We start from the raw sequence: 23,176 nt of genomic DNA, 5'->3' as shown, positions 1-23,176 counted from the left end.
TGTCCCGGTTCTCTCGGTCCCGCCGCAGCCGAACCAGGAAACTGATGCCCAACGGGAACCCCGGTCCTTCGGGGCCCGGCCACGTAGAAGGAGGAAGGGGCGAGCCCTCCCGTCTCCAGACGGGGGCACATGCCCCGAGGACCCACATGACGTTTCCATCACTGGACACGGCACTGCCCTCCGGGGTGGACGCGCGCGAGCACGCCGACCTGCTCCGCCGATCCCACGACGCGCTGCTCGCGGGGCGCCCCACGCCCACGCCGTTGCGTCCGGTGATCGAGGACTCCTGGGAACGCATGCGCGGATTCGGCATCGATCCCGACTGCGGACCCCCACCACGGATGGCCCGCCTGGACGAACTCCAACGCCAACGCGACGCCTCACCCATCGCCGAGGTGTTGCCGCTGATCCGTCGTTCCCTGGTCTCGGTGGCCGACCAGGCCGACCACATCATGCTGGTCACCGACGCCTCGGGGCAGGTGCTCTGGCGCGAGGGATCCCATCGGATGCGATCGGTCGGCGACCGGGTCGGGCTGGTGGAGGGCTCCTTTTGGAACGAGGGCAGCATCGGCACCAACGCCATCGGCACCGCGCTGGTGGTCGGTCGCCCCGTGCAGGTCTACTCCGCCGAACACTTCGTGCGCAACCTGCACGCCCTCACCTGCGCCTGCGCCCCCGTGCACGACCCCCGGGACGGGCGACTGCTGGGCGCCATCGACGTCACCGGTCCGGTCTCCACCATCCACCCCTCCACCCTGGCCCTGGTCAACGCGGTCGCCCAACTGGCCCAGGCACATCTGCAAGGGCTGCACCACACCCACCTGGAACGGTTGCGCTCGGTCGCCGCGCCCCTGTTGGCCGGACTGACCCGACCCGCCCTGGTGGTGGACGACAGCGGTTGGACCGCCGCGGCGGTGCACATGGAACCGGTCCGGCGGGTGCTGTTGCCCAAGCACTGCGAGAGCGGGACGGCCTGGATCCCCGCCCTGGGCGAGTGCGGCCTGGAACCCCTGCCGGGCGGCTGGCTCATCCGCCCGCGCCCCGGGGAGCGGGCCGGTTCCACCTCGGTGACCCTGGATCTGCGCAGACCCGGGGCGTCCACGGTGACGGTGGCCGGCCCGAGCGGCGAGTGGGTGCACAACCTGACCCCGCGCCACACCGAACTCCTCCTCCGGTTGGCGGTGCACCGGGCGGGGCGTTCGGGCGCCGAGTTGTCCAAGGACGTGTTCGGCGCCGACGCCCACGTGGTCACCGTGCGCGCGGAACTGTCCCGGATCCGGCGCAACCTGGGTGGCGTGATCGAGAGCCGCCCCTACCGTTTCGCCGACGAGGTCATGGTCCGGGTGATCGGTTCACAGACGTCGGTGAACCTGCTCCCCGCTTCGTTGGCGCCGGGGGTGCGGGCCCTGCTGGAGCGGGACGGGGGCACGCCCCTGTGCGACCACCCCGGCTGAATCCCCCGACGTCCCGACGCGTCGCCATATCGCCACTCTGGGTGGGAAAGTCGCAACCTGTTGCAACCGTTGCCGAGCGTGGGCCGATGGGATCAACTTGGGGATGCGCGGCCCGCCCACCGGTGGAGGCCTCCGGGCAAGAGAGGGCACGGAGGAGTTCACCGGTGCGGGGCGCGTCCGTGTCCTACGGACCTTGAGGGGGGTTACGGGGGTAAGGGCGGACGCGTTTTCGGGGAGTGCTCCACGGGAGGTTCGGGGGAATCCTCCGGCGAGCGTACGCGTATGATGCGGTGCGGCCCGGACCGTCGTGTGAGTTGTCGGGCCGCACCGCCATAGGCGACTTCAGCCGGATTCGGGGGCGGCGGACCCCTCTTCGCCCGCGAGTTCGTTCGGCTCTTCCGTCTCTTCTGGCTCCGGTTCCAGCGGCGCGCACTGGAAACAGTCCATGGTGAAGACCTCGTCGCCGTCGACGGCCCCGGTGAAGACACCGGACAGGCTGTCGTCGCCCGCGGCGCGTTCGGCCAGGGCCTCGGACGAGAGTCGGCCCTCGAAGCGCAACTCGGCGCCGTCGCGGTCCAGTCCCTCACAGACCACCTCCAGGCCGCCGCTGACGGGCTCCGCGTCCTCTTCGGCGGTCCCGCCCCGGATGCCGTCGGCGGTGACCGTGTTCTCTTCCTCCTGTGTCGGCTCCGCCGATGGGGACGGTGATGGGGAGCCGGAGGCCTCGGGTTCCCCGATGGCAGCGGGAGGGGCGCAGGTGAGCGTGCCGTCGACCGGATGGCCCTTGCGCGCGAAGGCGCGTTCGACGCCCGGTCGTAGCACCGAAGCCGACAGGGCGTCGGCGGCCCGTGCCAGTTCCAGTCGTTCGGCGTCGATCTCCTGCTCCGTGGGTGCCGGGTCGGTGCACGAGGTCAGCGCGCCGCACAGCAGCAGCGTCGCGGAGATGCTGAGGGTGGTCGAGCGGACGCCCATGGTCTCCTCCGGTTCTCGGGTGACGCGCCCGTCACCGGGAGCGATGGTCCATCACACCAATGTCCTCGAAAGCCCAGAAAGCACCCATGTCCGACTCGGGTGGTAAGGGTGAAAAGTGCGTCATGTTCTGGTCATTCATGTGTGAGTCGGGTCGCGCACCCGGGTACCGTCACCGACGCGGCGCTCGAACGCCCGCGACGATGTGCGTCAGAGCACAGGAACGCCCTGATGGGGGGTGCCGCACGACCACTGGGCTAGACTCCGGATATTTCCCGAACCGTGTTCCACGGTTCGACACGACCCGACCGACTCACCGAGAACCGCACACGGCCCGGCCGTCACGGTGGCCTCGCGTGAACCAAGGGGACCCGCCCGGCGTCGAACCAGGAATCAACGAAGATCTCCCGGGACGACCCGGTAGACCCCACAAGACCGTCCTTCCTTCGGAGGTGGACCGTGTCCGCTGACCACCGAGAACAGCAGCCCGGCCAACAGGGCTCGCGTATCGACCCGCACGTCGGCCGCTACGCACATCGAGCACAGGGCATGGTCGCATCGGAGGTCAGGGCACTCTTCGCAGTCGCCTCCCGCCCCGAGATCGTCTCCCTGGCGGGCGGCATGCCCAACGTCGCCGCCCTGCCGCTCGACCAGATCGGTGACCTGGTCAAGGACGTGGTCTCCGAGGAGGGTGCCGCCGCCCTGCAGTACGGCTCCGCTCAGGGCGACCCCGTCCTGCGCGAGCAGATCTGCGACTACATGACCCTCGAAGGCGTCCAGTCCGTCCCCGACGACGTCATCGTCACCGTCGGATCCCAGCAGGCCCTGGACCTGATCACCCGCGTCTTCGTCGATCCCGGCGACATCGTGCTGACCGAGGCGCCCACCTACGTCACCGCGATCAACACCTTCGCCGCGTTCCAGGCCGACATCCGCCACGTGAGCATGGACGACGAGGGCGTCGACGCCGACGAACTCGACCGCGCCCTCACCGCGGCGGCCAAGGCCGGGCGCACCGTCAAGTTCTTCTACACGATCCCCAACTTCCAGAACCCCGGCGGCATCACCATGTCCGCCGAGCGCCGAGTGCGGGTGATGGAGGTCTGTCGGCGCCACGACGTCCTGATCATCGAGGACAACCCCTACGGCCTGCTCCGCTATGACGGCGAACCACAGCCCACCCTGTACTCGCAGGGCGACGGCAACGTCATCTACCTGGGGTCGCTGTCCAAGACGCTCTCGCCGGGCCTGCGCATCGGCTGGGCGTTGGCGCCCTCGGCGGTGCGCGCCAAACTCGTGCTGGCCGCGGAGTCGGCGATGCTCAGCCACTCCACGTTCAACCAGCTCGTGGTGCGCCGCTACCTCAAGACCTTCCCCTGGCGCGAGCAGATCAAGGCGTTCAACAGCATGTACGGCGAGCGGCGCGACGCCCTGCTCGGCGCGCTCAACACGATGATGCCGGACGGCTGTACCTGGACCCGGCCCGAGGGCGGGTTCTTCGTCTGGGCGACCCTTCCCGAGGGCATCGACGCCAAGGCGATGCTGCCGCGCGCGGTCAACCATCGTGTCGCCTACGTACCCGGCACCGGCTTCTTCGCCGACGGTCGTGGCCGTGACAGCATGCGGTTGAGCTTCTGCTACCCCACACCCGAACAGATCCGGGAGGGCGTGCGCAGGCTCGTCGGAGCCATCGAGGGCGAGATGGACCTGCGCGACACGTTCGGTCCCGCCATGGCCATGCCCACCGAGGGCAGCCAGGCCCCCACCCCCGACCTTCCCTGACACCCCGTGAGGGGCACCAGCCACCATGACAGCAGCACAGAAGGAGGTCCGCGCCGTGGCCGACCTTGACCGGGTCCTCGTCCTCGCCGGGGGACTGTCCCCCGAACACGAGGTGAGCGTCCAATCCGGCCGCAGCGTGGCCGAGGCCCTGCGCCGACTCGACGTCGAAGTGCAGGTTGCCGACGTCGACTCCGGCCTTCTCCAGCGCTTGGCCGACGACCCGCCCCAGGTGGTCTTCCCCGTCCTGCACGGCTCCGCCGGTGAGGACGGCGCGATCCGTGAGGTCCTGGAACTGGCCGGGGTGTCCTACGTGGGCGCCCGCCCCCAGTCCTGCCGGCTCGCCTACGCCAAGCCCGCCGCCAAGGCCCTACTGGCCGAGAAGGGCGTTCGGGTGCCGCGTGGCGCCACCCTGCCCAAGTCCGCCTTCCACGACCTGGGCGCGCCCGCGCTCCTGGACAAGCTCATCGAACGGCTCGGGTTGCCGCTGTTCGTCAAGCCCGACCGTGGCGGTTCGGCGTTCGGAGCCACCCCCGTGACCTCGGCCAAGGACCTGTCCACCGCGCTGATGTCCTGCTTCGCCTACAGCGACTCCGCGCTGGTCGAGGAGTTGGTCCAGGGCACCGAACTGGCCGTGGGCGTCCTGGACACCGGTTCGGGGCCCGTGGCGCTGCCCCCGGTGGAGATCGTTCCCGACGGCGGGGTCTACGACTACGCGGCCCGCTACACCGCCGGTCGCACCGAGTTCTTCTGTCCGGCCCGTCTGGAGGAGTCGGTACTGGCCGCGGCCACCGAGGTGGCGCTGACCGCGCACCGCGCCCTGGGCCTGCGCGACCTGTCGCGCACCGACCTCATGGTCGCCCCGGACGGCGAGGTCGTCTTCTTGGAGACCAACGTCGCCCCGGGCCTGACCGAGACGTCCACCTTCCCGATGGCGGCCGCGGCCCAGGGGCTGGACTTCGCGGTGCTGTGCCGCGAACTCGCCCACCAGGCGCACCTGCGCGGCTGAACCGACACCGGCCGACGGAACACCGACCGACGAAAACCGGGTGGGCCGCCACGCCACGGCGGCCCACCCGAACACGGTCCCGGAAGGGGCCCGAACCCGTGTCACCGGCTCGGAACCTCCAGGGCCGTCTCGATCGCATCACGGACCGTGCCCTGGAGCAAGGGGACCTTGTACCCGGTGGCGGGCAGGGGAGAGCACCGATCGGCCAGGGCGGTCAACGCCTCCTCCACCCGATCGGGCAGGTCCCCGCCGGGTGCCGCGTCCACCAGGGCGCCTTCCACCTCGGGTAGTCGCAAGGGGGTACGCGCCACCGCGCCCACCGCCACCGCGGCCCGCTCCACCGGTCCGCGGCCCTGGTCGGCGCACTCCAGCCGAACGACCACCTCCACCAGCGGCCACTCCGCCCGGGAACGTCCGGTCGCCCTTCGATGGGCGAAGCGCTCGCCCGGGGACGGGACCGGCAGTGACACGGCCGTCAACAACGTGCCCGGACCCAACGTGTGGTCACGTGTGGGGTCGGTGCCCTCGTACAGGTCGACGATCGCCTTCTCGGAGTCCGGGCCGCCCTCCAGGCGCACACTCGCCTCGTAGGCCAGCAGCGCCACCGCCAACGTCGACGGGTGTGGGGCCACGCACGGGCCCTGGTCCACCACCACGCCGCGCAGGTGGTCGCCCTCCCGGGCCGGACAGGAGTCCCCACCGGTCTGGAAGCAGTCGAAGGCGGGGTTGCGCAGGTAGGCGCAACGATTGCGCTGGAGCAGGTTGCCCCCGAGGGTGGCCGTGCCCCGGATCTGCGGGGTGGCCAGGGCCCGGGCGGTGGCGGCCAACGCCGGATAGGCCGCGGCCAGGGCGGGGTCGGCTCCCAACGTGGCGACGGTGGTCATCGCCCCCACCAGGGCCGAACCGTCGGCCTCCCAGACCACCTCGTCCAGGTCGGACACCCTCAACAGGTCCACCAGGGGCCCGGGGGCGATCACCCCCGCCTCCAGGCAGGCGGTCAGGTCGGTGCCCCCGGCGCGCGGGCGCACCCCCCGCCGGGCCAGGTCGGCCGACACCTCGGTCACACTCGTGGGTCGGGTCACGGTCATCGCGTCGCTCCGATCAGTCGGTCCGGGCGCAGGGGCAGGTCGTGGTGGCGGACGCCGGTGGCGTCGAAGACGGCGTTGCCCAGCGCGGCGGCCACCCCCACCACCGACACCTCGCCGAGCCCGATCCCACCACCGGGCACGTGCTCGAAACCCTCCTGGTGGAAGTACACCTCGGTCTCGGGAACGTCGCCCATCCCGGGTAGCCGGTACTCCTCCAGGTCGTCGGAGAGCACCACCCCGGTGCGCGGGTCGTCGCGCCGTTCCTCGAACAACGCGTAGCCCACCCCCTGGACGACGGCGCCCTCGCACTGGTTGCGGGCCATGCGTTCGTTGTAGATGCGCCCGGCGGCGATCCCGGCCCAGCACCGGGTGGGGCGCACCCGGCCCAACAGGGTGTCCACCTCCACCTCCATCACGTGTACCGCTCCGCTCATCCCGCGTCCCACCGCCAGGTCGCCGGCCATGTTCGGGGTGAGCCGCCCCCAACGGTCCAGGCCACGCTCGCCCACCACCGAGGACCCCTCGGCCAGGGACAGGGCCTCCTTGAAGGTGTGCTCGGGGATGGGGCCCGACGCCGGCACGGCGGGGGAGTGCTCGCGCAGGGCCTCGCGCAACCGGTCGGCGGCGTCGGCCGCGGCCGGTCCCATCGAGGTGGTGGTGCGGCTGCCGAAGGAACCGGTGCCGTGTACCGAGGACCCGTGCCCGATCTCCACGGTCAGGCCGTCGGCGCCGATGCCCAGCCGCTCGGCGACCACGTCGCCCAACACCGTCCGGATGCCCGTGCCGATGTCCTGGGTGCTCGAACGCACCACCAGCTCACCGCCGCGCACGGTCAGTTCCACCCGGGCCTGGGGACCGAGCAGGTAGGGCCAGCCCGCGGCGGCCAACCCGACGCCGCGTCGGAACCGGCCGGTGCTCTCACCACGAGGACGGTCCCGCCACAGCGGCAGCTCCGCCACTCGTTCGTACAGTGCCCGACGCTTGGGGTTGCCGTCCCACCGACGCCGTAGCGACAACGGGTCCTCGCCCAGCCGCGTCGCCATGGTGTCCACGGCCTGTTCCAACGCCCACGCCATCGGTGGTCCGCCGGGTCCGCGCATCGGCTCGCCCGGGGGTCGGTTGGTGACCACGTCGAAGTCGCGCACCCGTCGAGGTGAACGCCCGTACATCAGCGCGGCCAGGGTGGCGACGTTGGAACCGACCGACACCCCGCCGTCGCCCACCGAGTCCACGGCCAGCGCACGCAGGTCGCCCTCGGAGTCGGCCAGCAGGGCCACCCGGGTGCGGTTGCCGGGCCGGTGGCCGGCGTCGACGAGCTCCTCGGAGCGTTCCAGCGACACCCGCACCGGCGCGTCCACCAGCCGGGACAGTTCCACCGCGGCCACCGTGTCCGGGGACAGGGCGCCCTTGGCGCCGAACCCACCGCCCACGTACTCGGTCACCACGTGCACCCGTTCCCGGGGCAGGTCCCAACGCTCGGCGACCTTGTCGACCATCCGGCTCAGGGCCTGGGTGGACACGTGCAGGTGCAGGTCTCCACCATCCCAGGAGGCCACGCTCACGTGCGGTTCCAAGGGGGTGTGCACCTGGGTGGCGGTGGTGTACTCCTCGGCCACCAACAGGGGGTCCTCGCGCAGCCGGGCGGCGCGCAGACGGGAGACGGCCGTGGGGCCGCGCCAGCTCACCACCCCGGGACCGCGCACGTTGCCGTTCCACGCGGACCTGGGACCGGGCGCCTCACCGTAGTCGAGGGCGGCGGCGCGTTCGGCCTTGGTCGGGTACACCAGTGGTGCCCCGGGCTCGCGGGCGGCGTCGACGGTGGTCACCGAGGGCAACGGCTCCAGGTCCACCCGTACTGCCGCGGCCAGCCGCCGCGCCTCGGCGCGGGTGGGCGCGGCCACGGCGGCGATCGCCCGCCCCACGTGGCGGACGGTACGGTCCTCGCCCAGCAGGTCCACCAGGGGAGCCCGACCGCCGTCGCCGTCGGGCGCGGGGCGCACCTTCAGGACCCGGGCGTGGGCCACGGTGGAGCGCACGATCACCCCGGTCCAGGTGCCCGGCGGGGCGTGGTCACCGCTGAAGCGGGCGCGTCCGGTCACCTTGGCGGGGGCGTCCGCGCGCGGCGGCGCCTCGACGGGTTCGGTGTCGAACCCACCGGCGCAAGCGGCGGCCACGGCGGAGAAGATCCCCTCGTAGGCCCCGCATCGGCACAGGTGTCCGGCCAGGGCGTCGGCGATCGTGTCGCGGTCCGGCGCGGTGTCGCCGTGCTCGGCCCGCCAGGCGTCCACGAACACGGAGGCCTCCACCACGAAGCCGGGTGTGCAGTAGCCGCATTGGAGGCCGTCGTGCGCGGCGAAGGCGCGCTGGACGGGGTGGTCGCCGCCCAGTCCTTCCACGGTGGTGACCGAACGTCCGGCCAGGTGGGCGGAGGGAAGCAGGCAGGAGGCGGTGGGGGAGCCGTCGACCAGGATGGTGCAGGCGCCGCACACTCCGCTTCCGCAGGCGATCTTGGTGCCGGTCAGGCCGAGCGTGTCGCGCAGGTGCTCGGCGGCGTTGACTTCGGGTTCGTCGGGGGTGGGCGTGGGGGCGCCGTTGACCGTGGTGTCCATGGGGCGTCTTCCCGGGCAGACGAAAGTTGTCACTGTCAACTTAAGTGGCGCTTTCCTCCGCTGTCAAAGACCTTTTCGCCCGAAGCAGCGGCTCGGACCCGAATTCGCGCCCGGTTCGACCGCCTCGCCGCCTCGGGCTTCGCATACTGTGGCGGGCGACGAAAGTACACGTCATCCCCCTTCCGAGGATTCCCTTCATGTACCTCACCCCGCCCCCTCGCATCCATGGCTGGGTCGAGTCCGGCTTCGAACCGGTCCGCGAGGCCTTCCAGAACAACTTCGCCGAACACGGGGAGACCGGCGCCGCCGTGGCCGTCCACCACGCCGGCCGCCCGGTGGTCGACCTGTGGGCGGGGACGCGCGACCCCGAGACCGGGGCGCCCTGGGAGTCCGACACCCTGACCCTCGTCTTCTCGGCCACCAAGGGGGTCACCTCCCTGGTCCTGGCACACGCTCACTCACGGGGTTTGTTCGAGTACGACCGACCGATGGCCCACTACTGGCCCGATTTCGCCCGTCACGGCAAGGGTCGCCTCACCATCGGCGAACTGCTCTCCCACCGGGCCGGTCTGCCCTGCCTGGACACCGAACTCACCCCCGACCTGCTGGCCGACCACGACCGGCTCGCCCAGGTCCTGGCCGACCAGGCGCCCGCCTGGAAGCCCGGCACACGGCACGGCTACCACAGCGTCACCATCGGCCTCTACGTCAACGAGCTGCTACGCCGGGTGGACGGGCGCACCGTCGGCGCGTACCTGGCGGAGGAACTCGCGGGCCCCCTGGGCCTGGATCTGTACGTGGGACTTCCCGCGTGGATCGGCGAGGAACGGTTGGCCCGCCTGACCGGAGGATCCTGGCGCGACCTGGCCGCCGACCCCACCGCCGTCCCCCTCGGTCACGTACTCGCGCGCTGCCTGCCCTGGAGCATCGCCGCGCGCACCTTCGCCAACCCACCGCTGCGCACCGCCGACGAACTCGCCGGCCCCGCCTACCGGTCGGTGGAGTTGCCGCACGGCAACGGCTTCGCGACCGCCCGCTCGTTGGCCGCGCTCTACGGCGAGTTCGCACAAGGCGCGCCGATACTGGGTGTGCGCGACGAAAGCCTGCGGGCCCTGGAGGAACGGCCCGCACCGCCCCGCGAGGGGGAACGCGACGTCAACCTCAAGGTCCGCACCCGCTACTCGTCAGGACTGTGGAAACCCTTCCCCGAATGGCGGTTCGGCACCGACGACCGCGCCTACGGCAGCCCGGGGGCCGGTGGCTCCTTCGGCTTCGCCGACCCGGCGACCGGCACCGGCTACGGCTACGTCCCCAACCGGATGGGTCTGCGGATCTGGAACGACCCGCGCGACGTGGCCCTGCGCGGCGCCCTGGATCGCTGCCTGGCCACGGTCATCCCCTGAGGCGGCGGACCCACCCCGAACACACCCGTGGCCGGGGTACCGAGCCCCGGCCACGGACGAACGGAACCCCTTACAAGCCCATCGCGTGCATGGTGAAGTGGAAGGAGAACACCGCGGTCAGGATCCACATCAGCCAACCGACCTCGCGGAAGCGGCCCTGAGCGGACTTGATCACCGTGTACGCGATGATGCCGATGCCGATCCCGCTGGCGATGTCGTAGGCGAACGGCATCATCACGATCGTCAGGAACGAGGGGATGGCCACCGAGAAGTCGTCCCAGGCGATCTGCCCCACGTGCATCATCATCATGGCGCCGACCAGCACCATCGCCACCGATGCGGCCTCGGCCGGCACCATACCGAACACCGGGGCGAAGAAGATCGCGCTGAGGAAGAACAGCCCGGTGACGACACTGGCCAGACCGGTACGCGCCCCCTCGCTCACCCCCACGGTGGACTCCACGAACACCAGCGTCGCCGAGGAACTGGTCAGACCACCGGCCACGGCGCCGGCGCCGTCGGTGATGAGGATCTGGTTGACCCGGGGCATCTGCCCGTCCTCGTCGGCGATGTCGGCCTTGGTGCCGATGGCCAGGATGGTGCCCAGCGCGTCGAAGAACCCGGCCAGCACCAGGGTGAACAGGATGACCCCGGCGGTGGTCGGTCCGGCCGTGGTCCAGGCACCGAACAGGTCCACCTGGAACAGCAACCCGAAGTCGGGGGCCGCGAACGGGCTGCCGGGCAGCTCCGGCACACCCCCGCCCCAGGACTCGGGGTCCAGGCTCAGCGCGTAGTGCAGGACCACCGCGAGCACGGTGGCACCGATGATCCCGTAGAAGATCGCACCGGGAACCCGGCGGGCCAGCAGCACCGAGGCCAGGATCAGTCCGGCCACGAACACCAGGATCGGCCACCCGTCAAGGTGTCCACCGCCGCCCGCGGCGCCGATCTGTAGGAGGCTGTCGCCGTCACCGGCGCTGACGAACCCGATGTTGGCCAGGCCGATCAGGGATACGAACAGGCCGATGCCCACGCCGATGGCGAGTTTGAGGTTGTACGGCAACGCGTTCATCACCGCGGTGCGCACCCCGGTCAGGACCATGAGGATGATGGCGATGCCCTGCCACACGACCAGGCCCATAACCTCAGGCCAGGCCATCACCGGCGCCGCCTGGTAGGCGACCACCGCCATCACACCGAGGGCCGCCGCGCAGGCGATGGGGGCGCGGCCCACCACACCCATCATGATGGTGACCAGCCCGGCGGCCAGGGCGGTCATGGTGGTCAGCTGACCGGCCGAGAGCTGGTCGCCGTTCACGTCGGTGACGCCGCTGAGGATGATCGGGTTCAAGACGATGATGTAGGCCATCGCCATGAACGTCGTCAGCCCTCCGCGGACCTCCTGACCGAAGGTCGACCCCCGTTCGCTGACGAGGAAGAAGCGGTCGAGCCAGGATCGATCCGTTGGGGAGCGCTCTGCGGAACGCGCTCCGGAGTCGTCGAGTCGGGTCATGTCCCCTCCTGGAGGGATATGAGCACGGCGAAGCCGTGTTTTAAGGGGGGTTGACTACTCTGCGTAGTCGGATTCGGGCACGAGGGGACGTCGTCGTCCCCTCGGCCGCCCACCCCGGGGCCGAGGGCGTCGGCAGGATCCGAGGCGGGCGGGTCTTGGTGGGGAGGGACGACGGGCGCTTGCCGCCCCTCCCCGGTCCGATGGGTGCCTCAAGGCACGCCGGGCGACCTACAGGTCGATCCCCACGATGTCCTCCGGACGCACCGGCGCGTGCGTGAGCGGACGCCTGGTCGCGTCGCGCACCGCGGCCACGATCGCCGGGGTCGACGACAGCGTCGGAGGCTCGCCCGCGCCGCGCAGACCGTACGGAGCGTGCGGGTCGGGTCGCTCCAACACGTCGATGCGCATCGGCGGGGTGTCGAGGATGGTCGGGATGAGGTAGTCGGTGAAGGACGGGTTGCGGATCTCGCTGTCCTTGACCTGGATCTCCTCCATCAGCGCCAACCCCAGACCCTGGGCGGAACCACCCTGGATCTGACCGGCCAGCTGCTGCGGGTGCAGGATCTTGCCCACGTCCTGGACGGCGTCCAGGGCCACGACCTTCACCAGGCCCAGCTCCACGTCCACGTCCACCACGGCACGGTGCACGCACATGCCGAACTGGTTGTGCGAGTCGCCCTGCCCCAGGTCCGGGTCGATCATCTCGGTGGGCCGGTGGTGGTACTCACGGGTGTGCTCCACCACCTCGCCGCCCTGGGCGGACTCGCCCAGGAGGTCGGCCAGGGACACCAGCACACCGTCGGTGGCGGAGACGAGCTTGCCGCCGTCCAGCGCCAACCCGGTGTCCTCGACCCCGGCCGGCACCAGACCCTTGCCCCGGGCCAGTTCGAACACCTCGGCGCGCACAGACGCGCACGCCGTGCGCACCGCGCCACCGGTCATGTACGACTGGCGCGAGGCCGAGGAGGAGCCGGCCGAACCCACCTGGGTGTCGGAGGGCGCGATCACGACCTTCTCCACACCCAACTCCGTGCGGGCGATCTGGCCCTTGACCGTCACCAGTCCCTGGCCGACCTCCGCGGCCGCGGTGTGCACCAGCACCACCGGTTCGCCGTTGACGACCTCCAAACGGACACGGGCGGTGGAGTAGTCGTCGAACCCTTCGGAGAAGCACAGGTTCTTGAGGCCCACGCCGTACCCCACGCCGCGCACCACACCCTCGCCGCGGGTGGTTCCGGCCACGCCGCCGGGCAGGGTGCGCTGGTCGGTGGGATCCTCCAACTCGGTGCGCTCCACCGGCATCGGCAGGTCACGGCATCGCTCCAACATCTCCGCCATGGGCAGCGGCATGTCGATCTCCTGGCCGGTGATGATCCGGGAGCCCTGCGCCATGGCGTTCTTGACCCGAAGGTCCACCGGGTGCATGCCCAGCTTCTCCGCGAGCTTGTCCATCTGCGACTCATAACCGAAGCAGGCCTGCACCGCGCCGAAACCGCGCATCGCCCCGCACGGCGGGTTGGTGGTGTACACCCCGTAGGCGTCCACCAGCACGTTCGGCACCTCATAGGGGCCGATCCCCAGGGAGGAGGCCACGCCCACCACCGCGGGGGTGGCCGACGCGTACGCGCCGCCGTCCACGATGATCTCCAGGGTGGCGTACAGCAGGGTGCCGTCCGCCTTGGCGCCGTGCTCGTAGCGCATCTTGGCCGGGTGGCGGTGCACGTGCCCGTAGAAGGACTCCTCCCGGTTGTAGACGAACTTGACCGGCTTGCCGGTGTGCAGCGCCAGCATGCACGCGTGGATCTGCATCGACAGGTCCTCGCGGGCACCGAACGCGCCGCCCACGCCCGCCAGGGTCAGCCGCACCTTGTCCTGGGGCAACCCCAGAGCCGGCGCGATCTGCTTCTGGTCCACGTGCAGCCACTGGGTGGCCACGTACAGGTCCACCCCGCCGTCCTCGGCCGGGACCGCCATGCCCGACTCCGGGCCCAGGAACGCCTGGTCCTGCATGCCCACCTCGTACTCGGTGGCCACCACGGCGTCGGCCTCGGCGCGCAGCCTCTCCAGGGTCTCCTCCTGACCCTCCTTGGAGCCGGCCACGTCCACGAACGAGCCGGTACGGATGGGCTGGTAGCGCAGCCGGTTACCGCTCTGGTTGAACTCGGGGTGCTCGGGCAGCTCGCCCTTGTCGTGCACCAGCGGGTAGTCGGGGTCCAGGGCCGCGCGTCGGGAGTCGCTCACCGGGGCCAGCACCTCGTAGTCGACCTTGATGCGCTCCATCGCCCGCCGGGCGGTCTCGGGGTGGTCGGCGGCCACGATCGCCACCGACTCGCCCTTGTAGCGCACCTTGTCGTAGGCCAGCACCGGCTGGTCCTGGTACTCCAGACCGTAGCGCTTGGCGCCGGGAACGTCCTCGTGGGTCAGCACCGCCTGCACACCGGGCACCTTGAGCGCCTCGGTGACGTCGATGCCGAGGATCCTCGCGTGCGGGTGGGGGCTGCGCAGGGTGGCGCCCCACAGCATGTCCTCCATCCACATGTCCGACGAGTACGCGAATTCGCCGGTCACCTTCAGCGTGCCGTCCGGGCGACGAGGGCTGGCGCCCACGCCGTCCTTGGTCGTGCTGGAAAGGTCCGTGACGGTACGGGTCGTCGCCGCCATCAGCGGCTCACCTCCTGGGTCAGACTCCGGTGTGCGGCGCGGCCGCGCGCGGCGGCGCTCTGGGCCGACAAAGTGCGCATTTCGCCGTGATCGACGACGGTGTTCCCGCCGACGAGCAGGCGCTCCAGGGGCGGCGTGGGACCGAACACCATCGCCACCACCGGGTCGTCGATGACATCGTGGCCGAACCCGTCCACCCGCCACAGGGCCAGGTCGGCGAGCTTGCCCACCGACAACGACCCCAATTCGCGGTCGCGGCCCAGCACCCGGGCGCCACCCAGCGTGGCCATCTCCAGGGACTGTCGGGCGGTGAGGGCCTGCGGCCCCTTGCGGGCCCGGGCCATCAGCAGGGCCTGGTGCATCTCGCCGGCCATCGAGGTCAGCTCGCTGGAGGCGGGACCGTCCACGCCCAGACCGACCTTGGCGCCGGCCTCCAGCAGTTCGGTCACCCGGCAGATGCCCGCGCCAAGGCGGGCGTTGGAGGTGGGGCAGTGCGCCACACCGGTGCCGGTGGCCGCGATCCGGCCGATCGCGGAGTCCGACAGGTGCACCGCGTGCGCGAACCACACGTCATCGCCCAGCCAGCCCAGCTTCTCGGCGTACTCCACGGGGGTGCACCCGAACTCGGCCAGGCACTTCTCCTCCTCGTCGAGGGTTTCGGCCAGGTGGGTGTGCAGCCGCGCCCCCTTGTCACGGGCCAACGTCGCGGCGTCGACCATCAACTCCCGGGAGACCGAGAACGGTGAGCAGGGGGCCACCGCGATCCGGGTCATGGAGTCGAAGGAGGTGTCGTGGTAGGTGTCGATCGCCGCGGCGGTACCCGCCAGGGCACCCGCCAAGGACTCCACGACACTGTCCGGGGGAAGACCGCCCTGGCTGTGGCCGCGGTCCATCGAACCGCGCGCCAGGTCCAGACGAATACCCACCTCACGGGCGGCCTCGACCTCGGCGGCCACGATGTCACCGCGCCCGGCCGGATAGATGTAGTGGTGGTCCGAGGCGGTCGTGCAGCCCGACAGCGCCAGATGCGTCAGTCCGGCCGACGTCGTCCCGGAGACCACCTCGGCGTCCAGACGGTGCCAGATCTCGTAGGAACCCACCAACCACTCGAAGAGGGTGCCGTCGGCGAACAGGCCCTGGGTCGCCCACTGGTAGAGGTGGTTGTGCGTGTTGACCAGACCGGGGGTGACCACGCATCCACGGCCGTCGATCCGCTCGAAGTCGCCCTCCACGATGGGGGCGGGGCCGGCGCCCACAGCGGCGACGCGCCCATCGCGCACCACGACGTGACCGTCGGCGTACTCGGGGCCGTCCACCGTCACCACGTGGGCGCCCTCGATCACGATGGCCTTGCTCATGAGGCGCTCCCGGCCTCGGCGCGGCGCTCGGCGGCCAGGTGCACCGCGTCGATGATCTTCTCGTACCCGGTGCAACGGCACAGGTTGCCGGCCAGGGCCTCACGGATCTCGGCGTCGGCCGGGGCGTCCTTGCCGCAGCCCACGGTGCGCTCCAGCAGGTCGTCGGTCTGCACCAACAGACCGGGGGTGCAAAAGCCGCACTGCACGGCGCCCGCCTCCACGAACGCCTCCTGAACGTCGCCCAGGGTACGGTCGCCGCCCTTGCCCGGCTCCTTGGCCAGACCCTCCACGGTGCCGACCTCGCGGCCCTCGGCCTGCCCGGCGGCGATCATGCACGAACACGCGGTCACACCGTCGAAGTAGACCGTGCACGACCCGCATTCGCCCTGTTCACAGGCGTTCTTGCTGCCCGGCAGGCCCAAGCGCTCCCGCAGCACGTACAACAGGCTCTCGCCCGGCCAGACGTTGTCGGCGGTGACGTCCTCACCGTTGACCTTGAAATTCACGCGCATCGTGAGGACTCCTTCCGGTAGTCGGTGACGGACCAGCTCAGGGCACGGCGGGCCATGACCGACAGGGCGTGCTTGCGGTAGTCGGCGCTGCCGCGCTGGTCGTCGATGGGACGGGCGGCCGCGGCCACCAGATCACCGAAACGGCGCACCACGGACTCGGCCAGGGGACGACCGTCCTCCCAATCGAACTCGGCCTCCAAGAACTCCTCGGCGGCCTCGGCGCGCAGCGGGGTCGGCCCGGCCGAGCCCACCCCGGTGCCCACCTTCCGGTTGTCGGTGTCCAACGCCAGCGAGAAGGAGGTCACGGCGATGACCATGGCGTTGCGGGTACCGATCTTGGCGAATTGTTGCGGCCCGGTGGCGCGCGGAAGCAGGATCGCGGTGATCAGCTCGTCCTCGGCCAGGGCCGTCTTGCGCAACGACAGGTAGAAGTCGCGCGCCTTGACCCTGCGGGTGCCGCGCACCGACGCCACCTCGATCTCGGCGTCCGTGGCCAGCAGCGGCGGATGCGACTCCCCGGCGGGGGAGGCCCCGCCCAGGTTGCCGCCGACGGTGCCCCGGTTGCGGATCTGTGGGGAGGCCACCGAACGGGAGGCCTTGGCCAACGCCGGCGCGGCACCGCTCAGGTGCTCGATGACCTTGGTGTAGGGGACCCCGGCGCCCAACCGGGTGTGGTCACCGTCGGTGCCCCACTCGGTCAGCTCCGGGACCCGGGTCAGGTCGATCAGGGCCGGAGGTCGGCTCTTGTCGAAGTTCAACGCCACCATCACGTCGGTACCGCCCATGATGGGCACACCGTCGGGGTGGGCGCTCCTGGCCTCTAGGGCCTCCACCAACGTGGAGGGCCTCAGGAATTCCATGCTCGTCCTCGTCCTGCGCTGTGGTCCGGCCGCGTCCTGGTCGACGCGAACCTTCGATGGAACCGGCGATCTCGGTTACTAGGGGGCGATCTTGTGAAGTACACCACTCGAAATCCAGACCAGACCAGGCGTCGATGACATGAAGTGACCTGGGAACGAACAGCGATCGTTGGTCGTTTCCTCCAAATGACATCGGTGAGAACATCGAGGGACCCGGCCGCGGTGCCCCACGGGCCCATCTTGGGACACACTGTGTCCTGAGCCGGAGCCATCCCAGGTGGGGACACGCCCACACGAACACGAAGGAAGTCCATGCAGATCAGTGACCTGCTCGCCGTCAAGAGACTGCACCTGCGGTTCCTGACGGGGGCGGAGCACGCCCACCGCGACATCCGGTGGGCCTACACCACTGACCTGCTCGAACCCGCGCGTTACCTGCGCGGCGGCGAATTCGTGCTCACGGGCATGATGTGGCGTACCCGACCAGAGGACTCCGAGACCTTCGTGACCTCGATCCTGAGCGCGGGCGCCGTGGCCGTGGGCGCCGGAACCGCCTTGGGCGAGATTCCCGACGACCTCATCGCCGCCTGTCGCGCCCACGACGTGCCCCTCGTGGAGATCCCCGCGGAGACCTCCTTCGGCGCGGTCACCGAAGAGGTCCTGCGTTCGCTCACCCAACGCCGCTTCACCACCATCGCCGAGACCCGCGACCGGCACCGTCGCCTCATGGCCGACGTCGCCTCCGGAGCCGACTTCCCCGGGGCGTTCGCCGCGGCCGCGACCCAGGCCGGACTCCGGGCCTGGGTGCTCTCCTCCACCGGCCGCACCATCGCCTCCGTCGAGGACTCGCTCACGGCCGGGGAACGCGAACACCTCGCCGCCAAAGCCCTCACCTGGTCCTCCTTCCCCCACGGCACCCGGCTCCCGGGGGAGAACGACGGCGGCCGCGCCGTCACCGTCCTTCCCGTGCGGGCCAAGGAGTCCCACCCGCTCTCCGGGTGGCTGTTGGTTGTCACCGGCGACCACGCCGACTGGAGCGAGGAGGTGCACGAGACCGTCGCCGAACTCGTCTCCATCGGCGTCCTGGCCCGCAGCCGCGAGGAGGAACGCGCCCTGACCACGGCCCGGCACCTGGAGGGCCTGCCGCGCCTGCTCGCCGCCCAGCGCTTCGACGAGGTCACCGCGCTGCTGAGGGGTACCGGTGACAGACCCGCGCCCGACGACCGCTCCCACGTGGTGGTCAGCGCCATGATGCTGCCCGAACCCCGGGTGCCCGACCTGGCCCGTCGTGTGGTCGCCGAACTGGTCGCCGACCACCCCGGCGCCGTCGTCACCGGCGACAACGACGCCCTGGCGGTCATCCCGGTGGAGGGCACCGACGAACAGGCCCGAGCCCGGGGCGAGGCCCTGCGCACCGAGCTCGTCCACCGTGCCCGGGTCCTGGAACCCGGCCTGCTCGACTACCGGCTGGCCATCGGCCTGAGCTCCGCCGCCCGCGGCATCGGCGAACTGCGCGGCGCCGCCGTGGAGGCCCGCCACGCCCGTCGCCTGGCCGAACTACGCGGCGGCCGCTCCCGCGTCATCGCCGGGGCCGAGATCGACTCCCACGAACTGTTGCTGGCCTCGGTCCCCGAGGAGGTGCAGACCTCCTATCGCGAACGCCTCCTGGGCCCGCTCATCGTCTACGACCGTGACCACCGCTCCGAGCTGGTGGAGACCCTGGAACGGTTCCTGGACCACTCCGGTTCCTGGCAGCGCTGCGCCGCCGCCATGCACGTCCACGTCAACACCCTGCGTTACCGCATCGGTCGGGTGGAGGAGTTGACCGGGCGCGACCTGAGCAACCTCGAACATCGCGTCGACCTGTTCCTGGCGCTCAAACTGCGCGACTGAACGCGGTCTGTCACCGGCCGGGTCTAGGGTTCGGTGCGTGAGCACCGACCTTCTCGCCAAGACCGAGATCACCGACGCCGACCTGTCCGAACTCGACCTGCGTGACGCCCTGGCCGAGGACCCGGGCACCCCTCGGATCCTGACCCGCTGCGACCTGAGCGGGGCCGACCTGCGCGACGCCCACCTGGTGGACGTCCGCCTGGTCGACTGCAGGTTGGACGGTGCCCGCCTGGAACGGGCGGTGCTGGAGGGAGCGGTGGTGACCGGTGGCAGCGCCTCGGGTGCTTTCCTGAACCACTCCGACTGCACCGACGCCCGCTTCGAGCGCGTGGACCTGGCCAACACCCGCTGGCAGGGCGCCCTGCTCACCGACACCGCCTTCCACGGCTGCCGGATGACCGGCGCGGGCCTGAACTCGCTGCGCGGCATCGGCTACACCTTCGCCCAGTGCAACCTCATGTTGGCCCGCTGCAAGGGGATCGTCCTGCGTGGACAGACCCTGGAGGGCCTGCGCATGGACGAGGCCGACCTGGCGGCGGCGGACCTGCGCGAAACGGTGTGGGTGGAGTCGCGCCTGCGTGGCGCGCACCTGGTGGGCGCGAAGTTCGGCGGGGCCGACCTGCGCGGCGCGGACCTGGGGGAGGTGCCCCTGGAACAGGCCGGTTACCTCAGGGGAGCGACGATCGGCCCGGTCCAGGCCGGACTGATCCTGGCCTCTTTGGGCATCACCGTCGCCGAGTAGGCGGGACGAGGGGCGAGGCGTCGCAGGCCCCGCCCCGGCAGGTTCAGCGATCGGAATTTTTCGGGTGGCGCAGACCCGGGGCTTCAGTCCTGGGGATAGCCGCCTTTCCGCGAACGGGAACATTAAACAGCCCTTTGCCATACAATGAGTTGCACGTCCGTCACCCTGTGCTCGAACCGCAACATCACCTTCCAGTGCGCCTTCCACGTGGTCTGGTGCCCCAAGTACCGGGGCCGCGTCCTCGGCGGTCGCATTGAGGAACGGCTGAAGCAGATCGTGCGCGAGGTCGTGACCGACAAGGAAGCGTGGCTGGTGGAGACGGAGGTCATGCCCGACCACGTGCACCTGCTTGTGGAGGTCGCCCCCCAGTTCGGAGTGCGCTGGCTTGTCAAGGCCATCAAGGGCCGCTCCTCCCGACTGTTGCGCGACGAGTTCCCGCACTTGAAGTCCCGTCTGCCGCTCCTGTGGACGAACAGCTACTTCGTGGCCACCGTCGGAGGCGTCCCGCTGGTAGCGATCAAACAGTACGTGCACAACCAGAAGAGCCGCTGAGAGAGGAGGTGTTCCACGATGTTGACGGGTCGCCGCTACCGGCTTGCCCTGACCGACGATCAGGAGGCGATGTGTACCGAGTTCGGTGACATCTGCCGGGCCGTGTGGAACACCGCCCTGGATCAGCGCCGCCAGTACGTGGACCGCCACACCCGGGGCCGAAACGGTGAGTTCTGCGGATACCACCTTCAGGCCGGGCAGCTCGCCGAAGCCAAGGCGGAAGAGACCTGGCTCAAGGCCGCCCCCTCGCATGTGCTTCAGCAGACCTTGAAGGACCTGGACCGGGCCTGCCGGGAGAAGGGCACCTTCAAGGTGCGGTGGCGGGCCAAGCACCGGTGGATGCCCTCGTTCCGGTTCCCCGCTGGGAACCTCATCACCATGGAGAAGCTGAACCGCAAGTGGTCACGGGCCAAACTGCCCAAGCTCGGATGGGTGCGGCTGCGCTCCTCCCGCCCGATCGGCGGAACCATCCGCTCGGCGACCGTGTCCCGCAAGGGCGGTCACTGGTCTGTGTCGTTCCTCGTGGAGGACGGGCTGTTCACCCCCGAGCACCACCCGGGCACCCCGGTAGGGGTGGACCGGGGCGTGGCCGTGGCGGCAACCTTGTCCACGGGCGAGTTCCATGACCGGCCCTTCGTCACTGACGGAGAGAAGTCCCGACACATGCGGTTGCAGCGCAAGCTGTCCCGGCAGAAGAAGGGGTCGACGAATCGGACCAAGACGCTCAAGGCCATGGGCCGCATCACCACCCGGGCTGTGGACCGGCGCGGCGATTTCACCGCACAGACCGCTCACACGCTGACCACCCGGCACAGCACGGTCGTGTTGGAGGACCTTCGCACCACCAACATGACCGCTAGTGCCTCGGGCACCGTGGAAGCACCCGGCAGGCAGGTACGCCAGAAGGCCGGGCTCAACCGGGCCATCCTCGACAAAGGGTGGCACCGGCTCGAACTCGCGCTGCGCAACGCCGCGCGTGAGACCGGCACGCAGATCGTGTTGGTCGATCCCGCGTACACGTCTCAGACGTGTCACCGGTGTCTGCATGTGGATCCGAAGTCCCGCAAGAGTCAAGCGGTCTTCGAGTGCACCAGGTGCGGTCACCGGTGTCACGCCGATGTGAACGCGGCCAAGAACATCCTTCGCGCCGCAGGGCATGCGGTGCCGGCCTGTGGAGACCTCGCCGTTAGGCGGTCCGTGAAGCAGGAACCAGCGTCCCCGCAAGGGGCAGCGCACCAACCGGCTTTGCCGCTGGTTGGAATCTCCCGCCTTTAGGCGTGGGGAGGAAGTCAAGCACAACCGGCCGGCCCACCCCTGGACGGTGGCAGAACTGGCCGAACGGTGCGGGATCTCCCGATCGGCCCTGGCCCGCGCCTTCACGGCCCTGGTGGGTACCCCGCCCATGACCTACCTGGCGGAGTGGCGGGTGTGCATGGCCGCCGAGCGGTTGCGCACCACCGACGAGACCGTGGACACCATCGCCCGCCGGGTCGGCTATTCCACCGCCTTCGCTCTCAGCGCCGCCTTCAAACGCGTTCGCGGCACCACCCCCACCGCCCACCGGCGCGGAAAACCGGTGGAGACGCCCGCCCCGGCCGCCCTGACCTGAAACCGAGGATCGGGGGCGGTCGCAGTCTCAGTCGACATGGTCGACGACGTAGGCCTTGAAGAAGTCATCGCCGCTGACGGTATCGGCGCCGCGGACCGGGGTCAGTCGGTCAGGACGCGGCGCAGCCACGGTAGTCGCTGACCCCGCGCGCTGCGGCTGAGGGCCGCGTCGGCGGCGATGGCGTCGAAGGAGTGGTAGCCGCCCGGCCACACGTGCAGCTCCGCGTGCCCGCCGACCTTCCAGATCCGGGATGCGAACTCGACCACCTCATCGCGGAAGGTCTCCGCCGTCCCCACCTCCAGGTAGGCCGGGGGCAGGTTCGACACGTCCTTCGCCCGGGCCGGTGCCGCGTAGGGCGAGGTGTCCGGGCCGCCCTGCGCGCCCTGGAGCAGGCAACCCCACCCGGTGTCGTTGGAGGTGCGATCCCACGTGCCCACACCCGCCATCTGGTGGGCGGAGACCGAGTCGTTGCGGTCGTCCAGCATCGGGTAGAGCAGCAACTGCGCGCGAACCGCCGGACCACCGCGATCACGGGCCAACAGGTTGACGGCGGCGGCCAGACCGCCTCCGGCGCTGGCACCGCCCACCACCACGCGTTCGGGATCGACCCCCAGCTCGGTGGCGTTCTCGTGCAACCACACCAACCCCGCGTAGCAGTCCTCCACCGGGGTCGGGTGCGGGTGCTCGGGCGCCAACCGGTAGCCCACCGACACCAGGACCAGGTCCAGTTCACGTGCGATCCGAAGCAGTTCGGGGATCTCACCGCCGCGATGGGTTCCGCCGATCATCCCGCCGCCATGGATCCAGTACAGCGCCCCGGTGGTCGCGGTGGTCTCCTTCGGCCGCCACACGATCAACGGCACCGGGTGCCCTTCCGGTCCCGGCGCGGTGCGCTCGGACTCGACGAAGTCCCCGCCCAGCGTCATGTCGGTCTCGTCCCCGGGGGCCAGACGAGCGGCGCGGGCGCGTATCGCGTCGATCTGCTCCGGGACGATACCCGGCGGCATCTCGGCGTTGACCTGGGCCAGGGCGGGCAGCAGTTCGGGGTCGAAGGACGGGCGGGGAGTGGACATCGAGGCCTTCCACGAAGGAGTGACTGAGGTGGCGGAACCCTACCGAAAGCGACATCGGGGCCCGGTCGGCACCCCGCCCCTGGGCGTCGAAT

Annotated in this window: 17 protein-coding genes and 1 pseudogene; 9 read left to right on the top strand and 9 right to left on the bottom strand. The window is 70.5% G+C overall.

Translation table 11 applies throughout. The annotated features are described in order from the left end of the window. Window positions 1-146 precede the first annotated feature (146 nt). Window positions 147-1,454 carry a GAF domain-containing protein gene (locus ACWGKS_RS07705; protein ID WP_452522109.1) on the top strand — a complete coding sequence of 436 codons (1,308 nt, stop codon included), beginning with the start codon at window positions 147-149 and terminating at the stop codon, window positions 1,452-1,454. Window positions 1,455-1,796: 342 nt separating this feature from the next. Here ACWGKS_RS07705 and ACWGKS_RS07700 read toward each other — a convergent pair whose 3' ends face one another. Then, a complete protein-coding gene (locus ACWGKS_RS07700) occupies window positions 1,797-2,426 on the bottom strand; it encodes a hypothetical protein (RefSeq protein WP_452522107.1) in 630 nt (209 codons plus the stop codon). A gap of 456 nt (window positions 2,427-2,882) precedes the next feature. Here ACWGKS_RS07700 and ACWGKS_RS07695 point away from each other — a divergent pair, with 456 nt between their 5' ends. Both ACWGKS_RS07695 and ACWGKS_RS07690 read left to right on the top strand, forming a co-directional pair. Further along, window positions 2,883-4,205, top strand: coding sequence for an aminotransferase-like domain-containing protein (locus tag ACWGKS_RS07695; protein ID WP_452455103.1), 1,323 nt, complete (start codon window positions 2,883-2,885; stop codon window positions 4,203-4,205). Window positions 4,206-4,230: 25 nt separating this feature from the next. Next, a complete protein-coding gene (locus ACWGKS_RS07690) occupies window positions 4,231-5,211 on the top strand; it encodes a D-alanine--D-alanine ligase family protein (RefSeq protein ID WP_358504656.1) in 981 nt (326 codons plus the stop codon). 101 nt (window positions 5,212-5,312) lie between these two features. On the opposite strand, the gene ACWGKS_RS07685 is transcribed toward ACWGKS_RS07690, so the two are convergent. Then, complete coding sequence (locus ACWGKS_RS07685) at window positions 5,313-6,299, bottom strand: FAD binding domain-containing protein (protein ID WP_358504659.1); 987 nt, start codon at window positions 6,297-6,299, stop codon at window positions 5,313-5,315. Then, window positions 6,296-8,908 (bottom strand): molybdopterin-dependent oxidoreductase, encoded by a 2,613-nt coding sequence (locus ACWGKS_RS07680; RefSeq protein WP_358504661.1) that lies wholly within the window; start codon window positions 8,906-8,908, stop codon window positions 6,296-6,298. Before ACWGKS_RS07680 ends, ACWGKS_RS07685 begins: the two co-directional genes overlap by 4 nt. 197 nt (window positions 8,909-9,105) lie before the next feature. Between ACWGKS_RS07680 and ACWGKS_RS07675 the strand changes: the two genes are divergently transcribed. Then, window positions 9,106-10,311 (top strand): serine hydrolase domain-containing protein, encoded by a 1,206-nt coding sequence (locus ACWGKS_RS07675; RefSeq protein ID WP_452522104.1) that lies wholly within the window; start codon window positions 9,106-9,108, stop codon window positions 10,309-10,311. 70 nt (window positions 10,312-10,381) lie between these two features. Here ACWGKS_RS07675 and ACWGKS_RS07670 read toward each other — a convergent pair whose 3' ends face one another. The 5 genes from ACWGKS_RS07670 to ACWGKS_RS07650 all read right to left on the bottom strand — a co-directional run bounded on the left by ACWGKS_RS07670 (window position 10,382) and on the right by ACWGKS_RS07650 (window position 17,215). Next, window positions 10,382-11,824, bottom strand: coding sequence for an NCS2 family permease (locus ACWGKS_RS07670; RefSeq protein WP_358504667.1), 1,443 nt, complete (start codon window positions 11,822-11,824; stop codon window positions 10,382-10,384). A gap of 228 nt (window positions 11,825-12,052) precedes the next feature. Next, entirely contained in the window at window positions 12,053-14,485 is a 2,433-nt protein-coding gene (locus ACWGKS_RS07665) for a xanthine dehydrogenase family protein molybdopterin-binding subunit (RefSeq protein WP_452522102.1), read from the bottom strand. Further along, window positions 14,485-15,843 (bottom strand): 8-oxoguanine deaminase, encoded by a 1,359-nt coding sequence (locus ACWGKS_RS07660; RefSeq protein ID WP_358504672.1) that lies wholly within the window; start codon window positions 15,841-15,843, stop codon window positions 14,485-14,487. The genes ACWGKS_RS07665 and ACWGKS_RS07660 overlap by 1 nt, the downstream gene beginning before the upstream one ends. Then, window positions 15,840-16,355 (bottom strand): (2Fe-2S)-binding protein, encoded by a 516-nt coding sequence (locus tag ACWGKS_RS07655; RefSeq protein ID WP_087100726.1) that lies wholly within the window; start codon window positions 16,353-16,355, stop codon window positions 15,840-15,842. Before ACWGKS_RS07655 ends, ACWGKS_RS07660 begins: the two co-directional genes overlap by 4 nt. Beyond that, complete coding sequence (locus ACWGKS_RS07650) at window positions 16,346-17,215, bottom strand: FAD binding domain-containing protein (protein ID WP_452455108.1); 870 nt, start codon at window positions 17,213-17,215, stop codon at window positions 16,346-16,348. The genes ACWGKS_RS07655 and ACWGKS_RS07650 overlap by 10 nt, the downstream gene beginning before the upstream one ends. Before the next feature lie 312 nt (window positions 17,216-17,527). On the opposite strand from ACWGKS_RS07650, the gene ACWGKS_RS07645 reads away from it, so the two are divergent. The 5 genes and pseudogenes from ACWGKS_RS07645 to ACWGKS_RS07625 all read left to right on the top strand — a co-directional run. Next, on the top strand, window positions 17,528-19,108 hold the full coding sequence (locus ACWGKS_RS07645; protein ID WP_358504678.1) for a PucR family transcriptional regulator: 1,581 nt from the start codon (window positions 17,528-17,530) through the stop codon (window positions 19,106-19,108). 37 nt (window positions 19,109-19,145) lie between these two features. Further along, window positions 19,146-19,850, top strand: a complete 705-nt coding sequence (locus ACWGKS_RS07640; RefSeq protein WP_452522099.1) for a pentapeptide repeat-containing protein — start codon at window positions 19,146-19,148, stop codon at window positions 19,848-19,850. A 144-nt stretch (window positions 19,851-19,994) separates the two neighbouring features. Beyond that, a complete protein-coding gene (gene tnpA / locus ACWGKS_RS07635; protein WP_358504684.1) occupies window positions 19,995-20,402 on the top strand; it encodes an IS200/IS605 family transposase in 408 nt (135 codons plus the stop codon). Between the two features lie 18 nt (window positions 20,403-20,420). Beyond that, window positions 20,421-21,677 (top strand): RNA-guided endonuclease InsQ/TnpB family protein, encoded by a 1,257-nt coding sequence (locus tag ACWGKS_RS07630; protein WP_358504687.1) that lies wholly within the window; start codon window positions 20,421-20,423, stop codon window positions 21,675-21,677. Further along, window positions 21,658-22,011: pseudogene (locus ACWGKS_RS07625) on the top strand (helix-turn-helix transcriptional regulator); the annotation flags it as partial. The gene ACWGKS_RS07630 and the pseudogene ACWGKS_RS07625, both read left to right, overlap by 20 nt. Window positions 22,012-22,112: 101 nt before the next feature. On the opposite strand, the gene ACWGKS_RS07620 reads toward ACWGKS_RS07625, so the two are convergent. Next, entirely contained in the window at window positions 22,113-23,084 is a 972-nt protein-coding gene (locus ACWGKS_RS07620; protein ID WP_452522097.1) for an alpha/beta hydrolase, read from the bottom strand. Window positions 23,085-23,176: the final 92 nt, after the last annotated feature.

Source organism: Nocardiopsis sp. NPDC055879, assembly GCF_053615935.1.
The sequence above is the reverse complement of the archived record's forward strand: the minus strand, read 5'-3'. Positions and strand labels throughout refer to the sequence as shown.

What these genes read in the sequence shown, in the direction of transcription:
- ACWGKS_RS07650 (WP_452455108.1), bottom strand. Translation starts at nt 17,215, where the DNA reads ATGGAATTCCTGAGGCCCTCCACGTTGGTGGAGGCCCTAGAGGCCAGG.
- tnpA (WP_358504684.1), top strand. Translation starts at nt 19,995, where the DNA reads ATGAGTTGCACGTCCGTCACCCTGTGCTCGAACCGCAACATCACCTTC.
- ACWGKS_RS07700 (WP_452522107.1), bottom strand. Translation starts at nt 2,426, where the DNA reads ATGGGCGTCCGCTCGACCACCCTCAGCATCTCCGCGACGCTGCTGCTG.
- ACWGKS_RS07685 (WP_358504659.1), bottom strand. Translation starts at nt 6,299, where the DNA reads ATGACCGTGACCCGACCCACGAGTGTGACCGAGGTGTCGGCCGACCTG.
- ACWGKS_RS07705 (WP_452522109.1), top strand. Translation starts at nt 147, where the DNA reads ATGACGTTTCCATCACTGGACACGGCACTGCCCTCCGGGGTGGACGCG.
- ACWGKS_RS07675 (WP_452522104.1), top strand. Translation starts at nt 9,106, where the DNA reads ATGTACCTCACCCCGCCCCCTCGCATCCATGGCTGGGTCGAGTCCGGC.
- ACWGKS_RS07645 (WP_358504678.1), top strand. Translation starts at nt 17,528, where the DNA reads ATGCAGATCAGTGACCTGCTCGCCGTCAAGAGACTGCACCTGCGGTTC.
- ACWGKS_RS07670 (WP_358504667.1), bottom strand. Translation starts at nt 11,824, where the DNA reads ATGACCCGACTCGACGACTCCGGAGCGCGTTCCGCAGAGCGCTCCCCA.
- ACWGKS_RS07680 (WP_358504661.1), bottom strand. Translation starts at nt 8,908, where the DNA reads ATGGACACCACGGTCAACGGCGCCCCCACGCCCACCCCCGACGAACCC.
- ACWGKS_RS07655 (WP_087100726.1), bottom strand. Translation starts at nt 16,355, where the DNA reads ATGCGCGTGAATTTCAAGGTCAACGGTGAGGACGTCACCGCCGACAAC.
- ACWGKS_RS07690 (WP_358504656.1), top strand. Translation starts at nt 4,231, where the DNA reads ATGACAGCAGCACAGAAGGAGGTCCGCGCCGTGGCCGACCTTGACCGG.
- ACWGKS_RS07620 (WP_452522097.1), bottom strand. Translation starts at nt 23,084, where the DNA reads ATGTCCACTCCCCGCCCGTCCTTCGACCCCGAACTGCTGCCCGCCCTG.
- ACWGKS_RS07660 (WP_358504672.1), bottom strand. Translation starts at nt 15,843, where the DNA reads ATGAGCAAGGCCATCGTGATCGAGGGCGCCCACGTGGTGACGGTGGAC.
- ACWGKS_RS07630 (WP_358504687.1), top strand. Translation starts at nt 20,421, where the DNA reads ATGTTGACGGGTCGCCGCTACCGGCTTGCCCTGACCGACGATCAGGAG.
- ACWGKS_RS07665 (WP_452522102.1), bottom strand. Translation starts at nt 14,485, where the DNA reads ATGGCGGCGACGACCCGTACCGTCACGGACCTTTCCAGCACGACCAAG.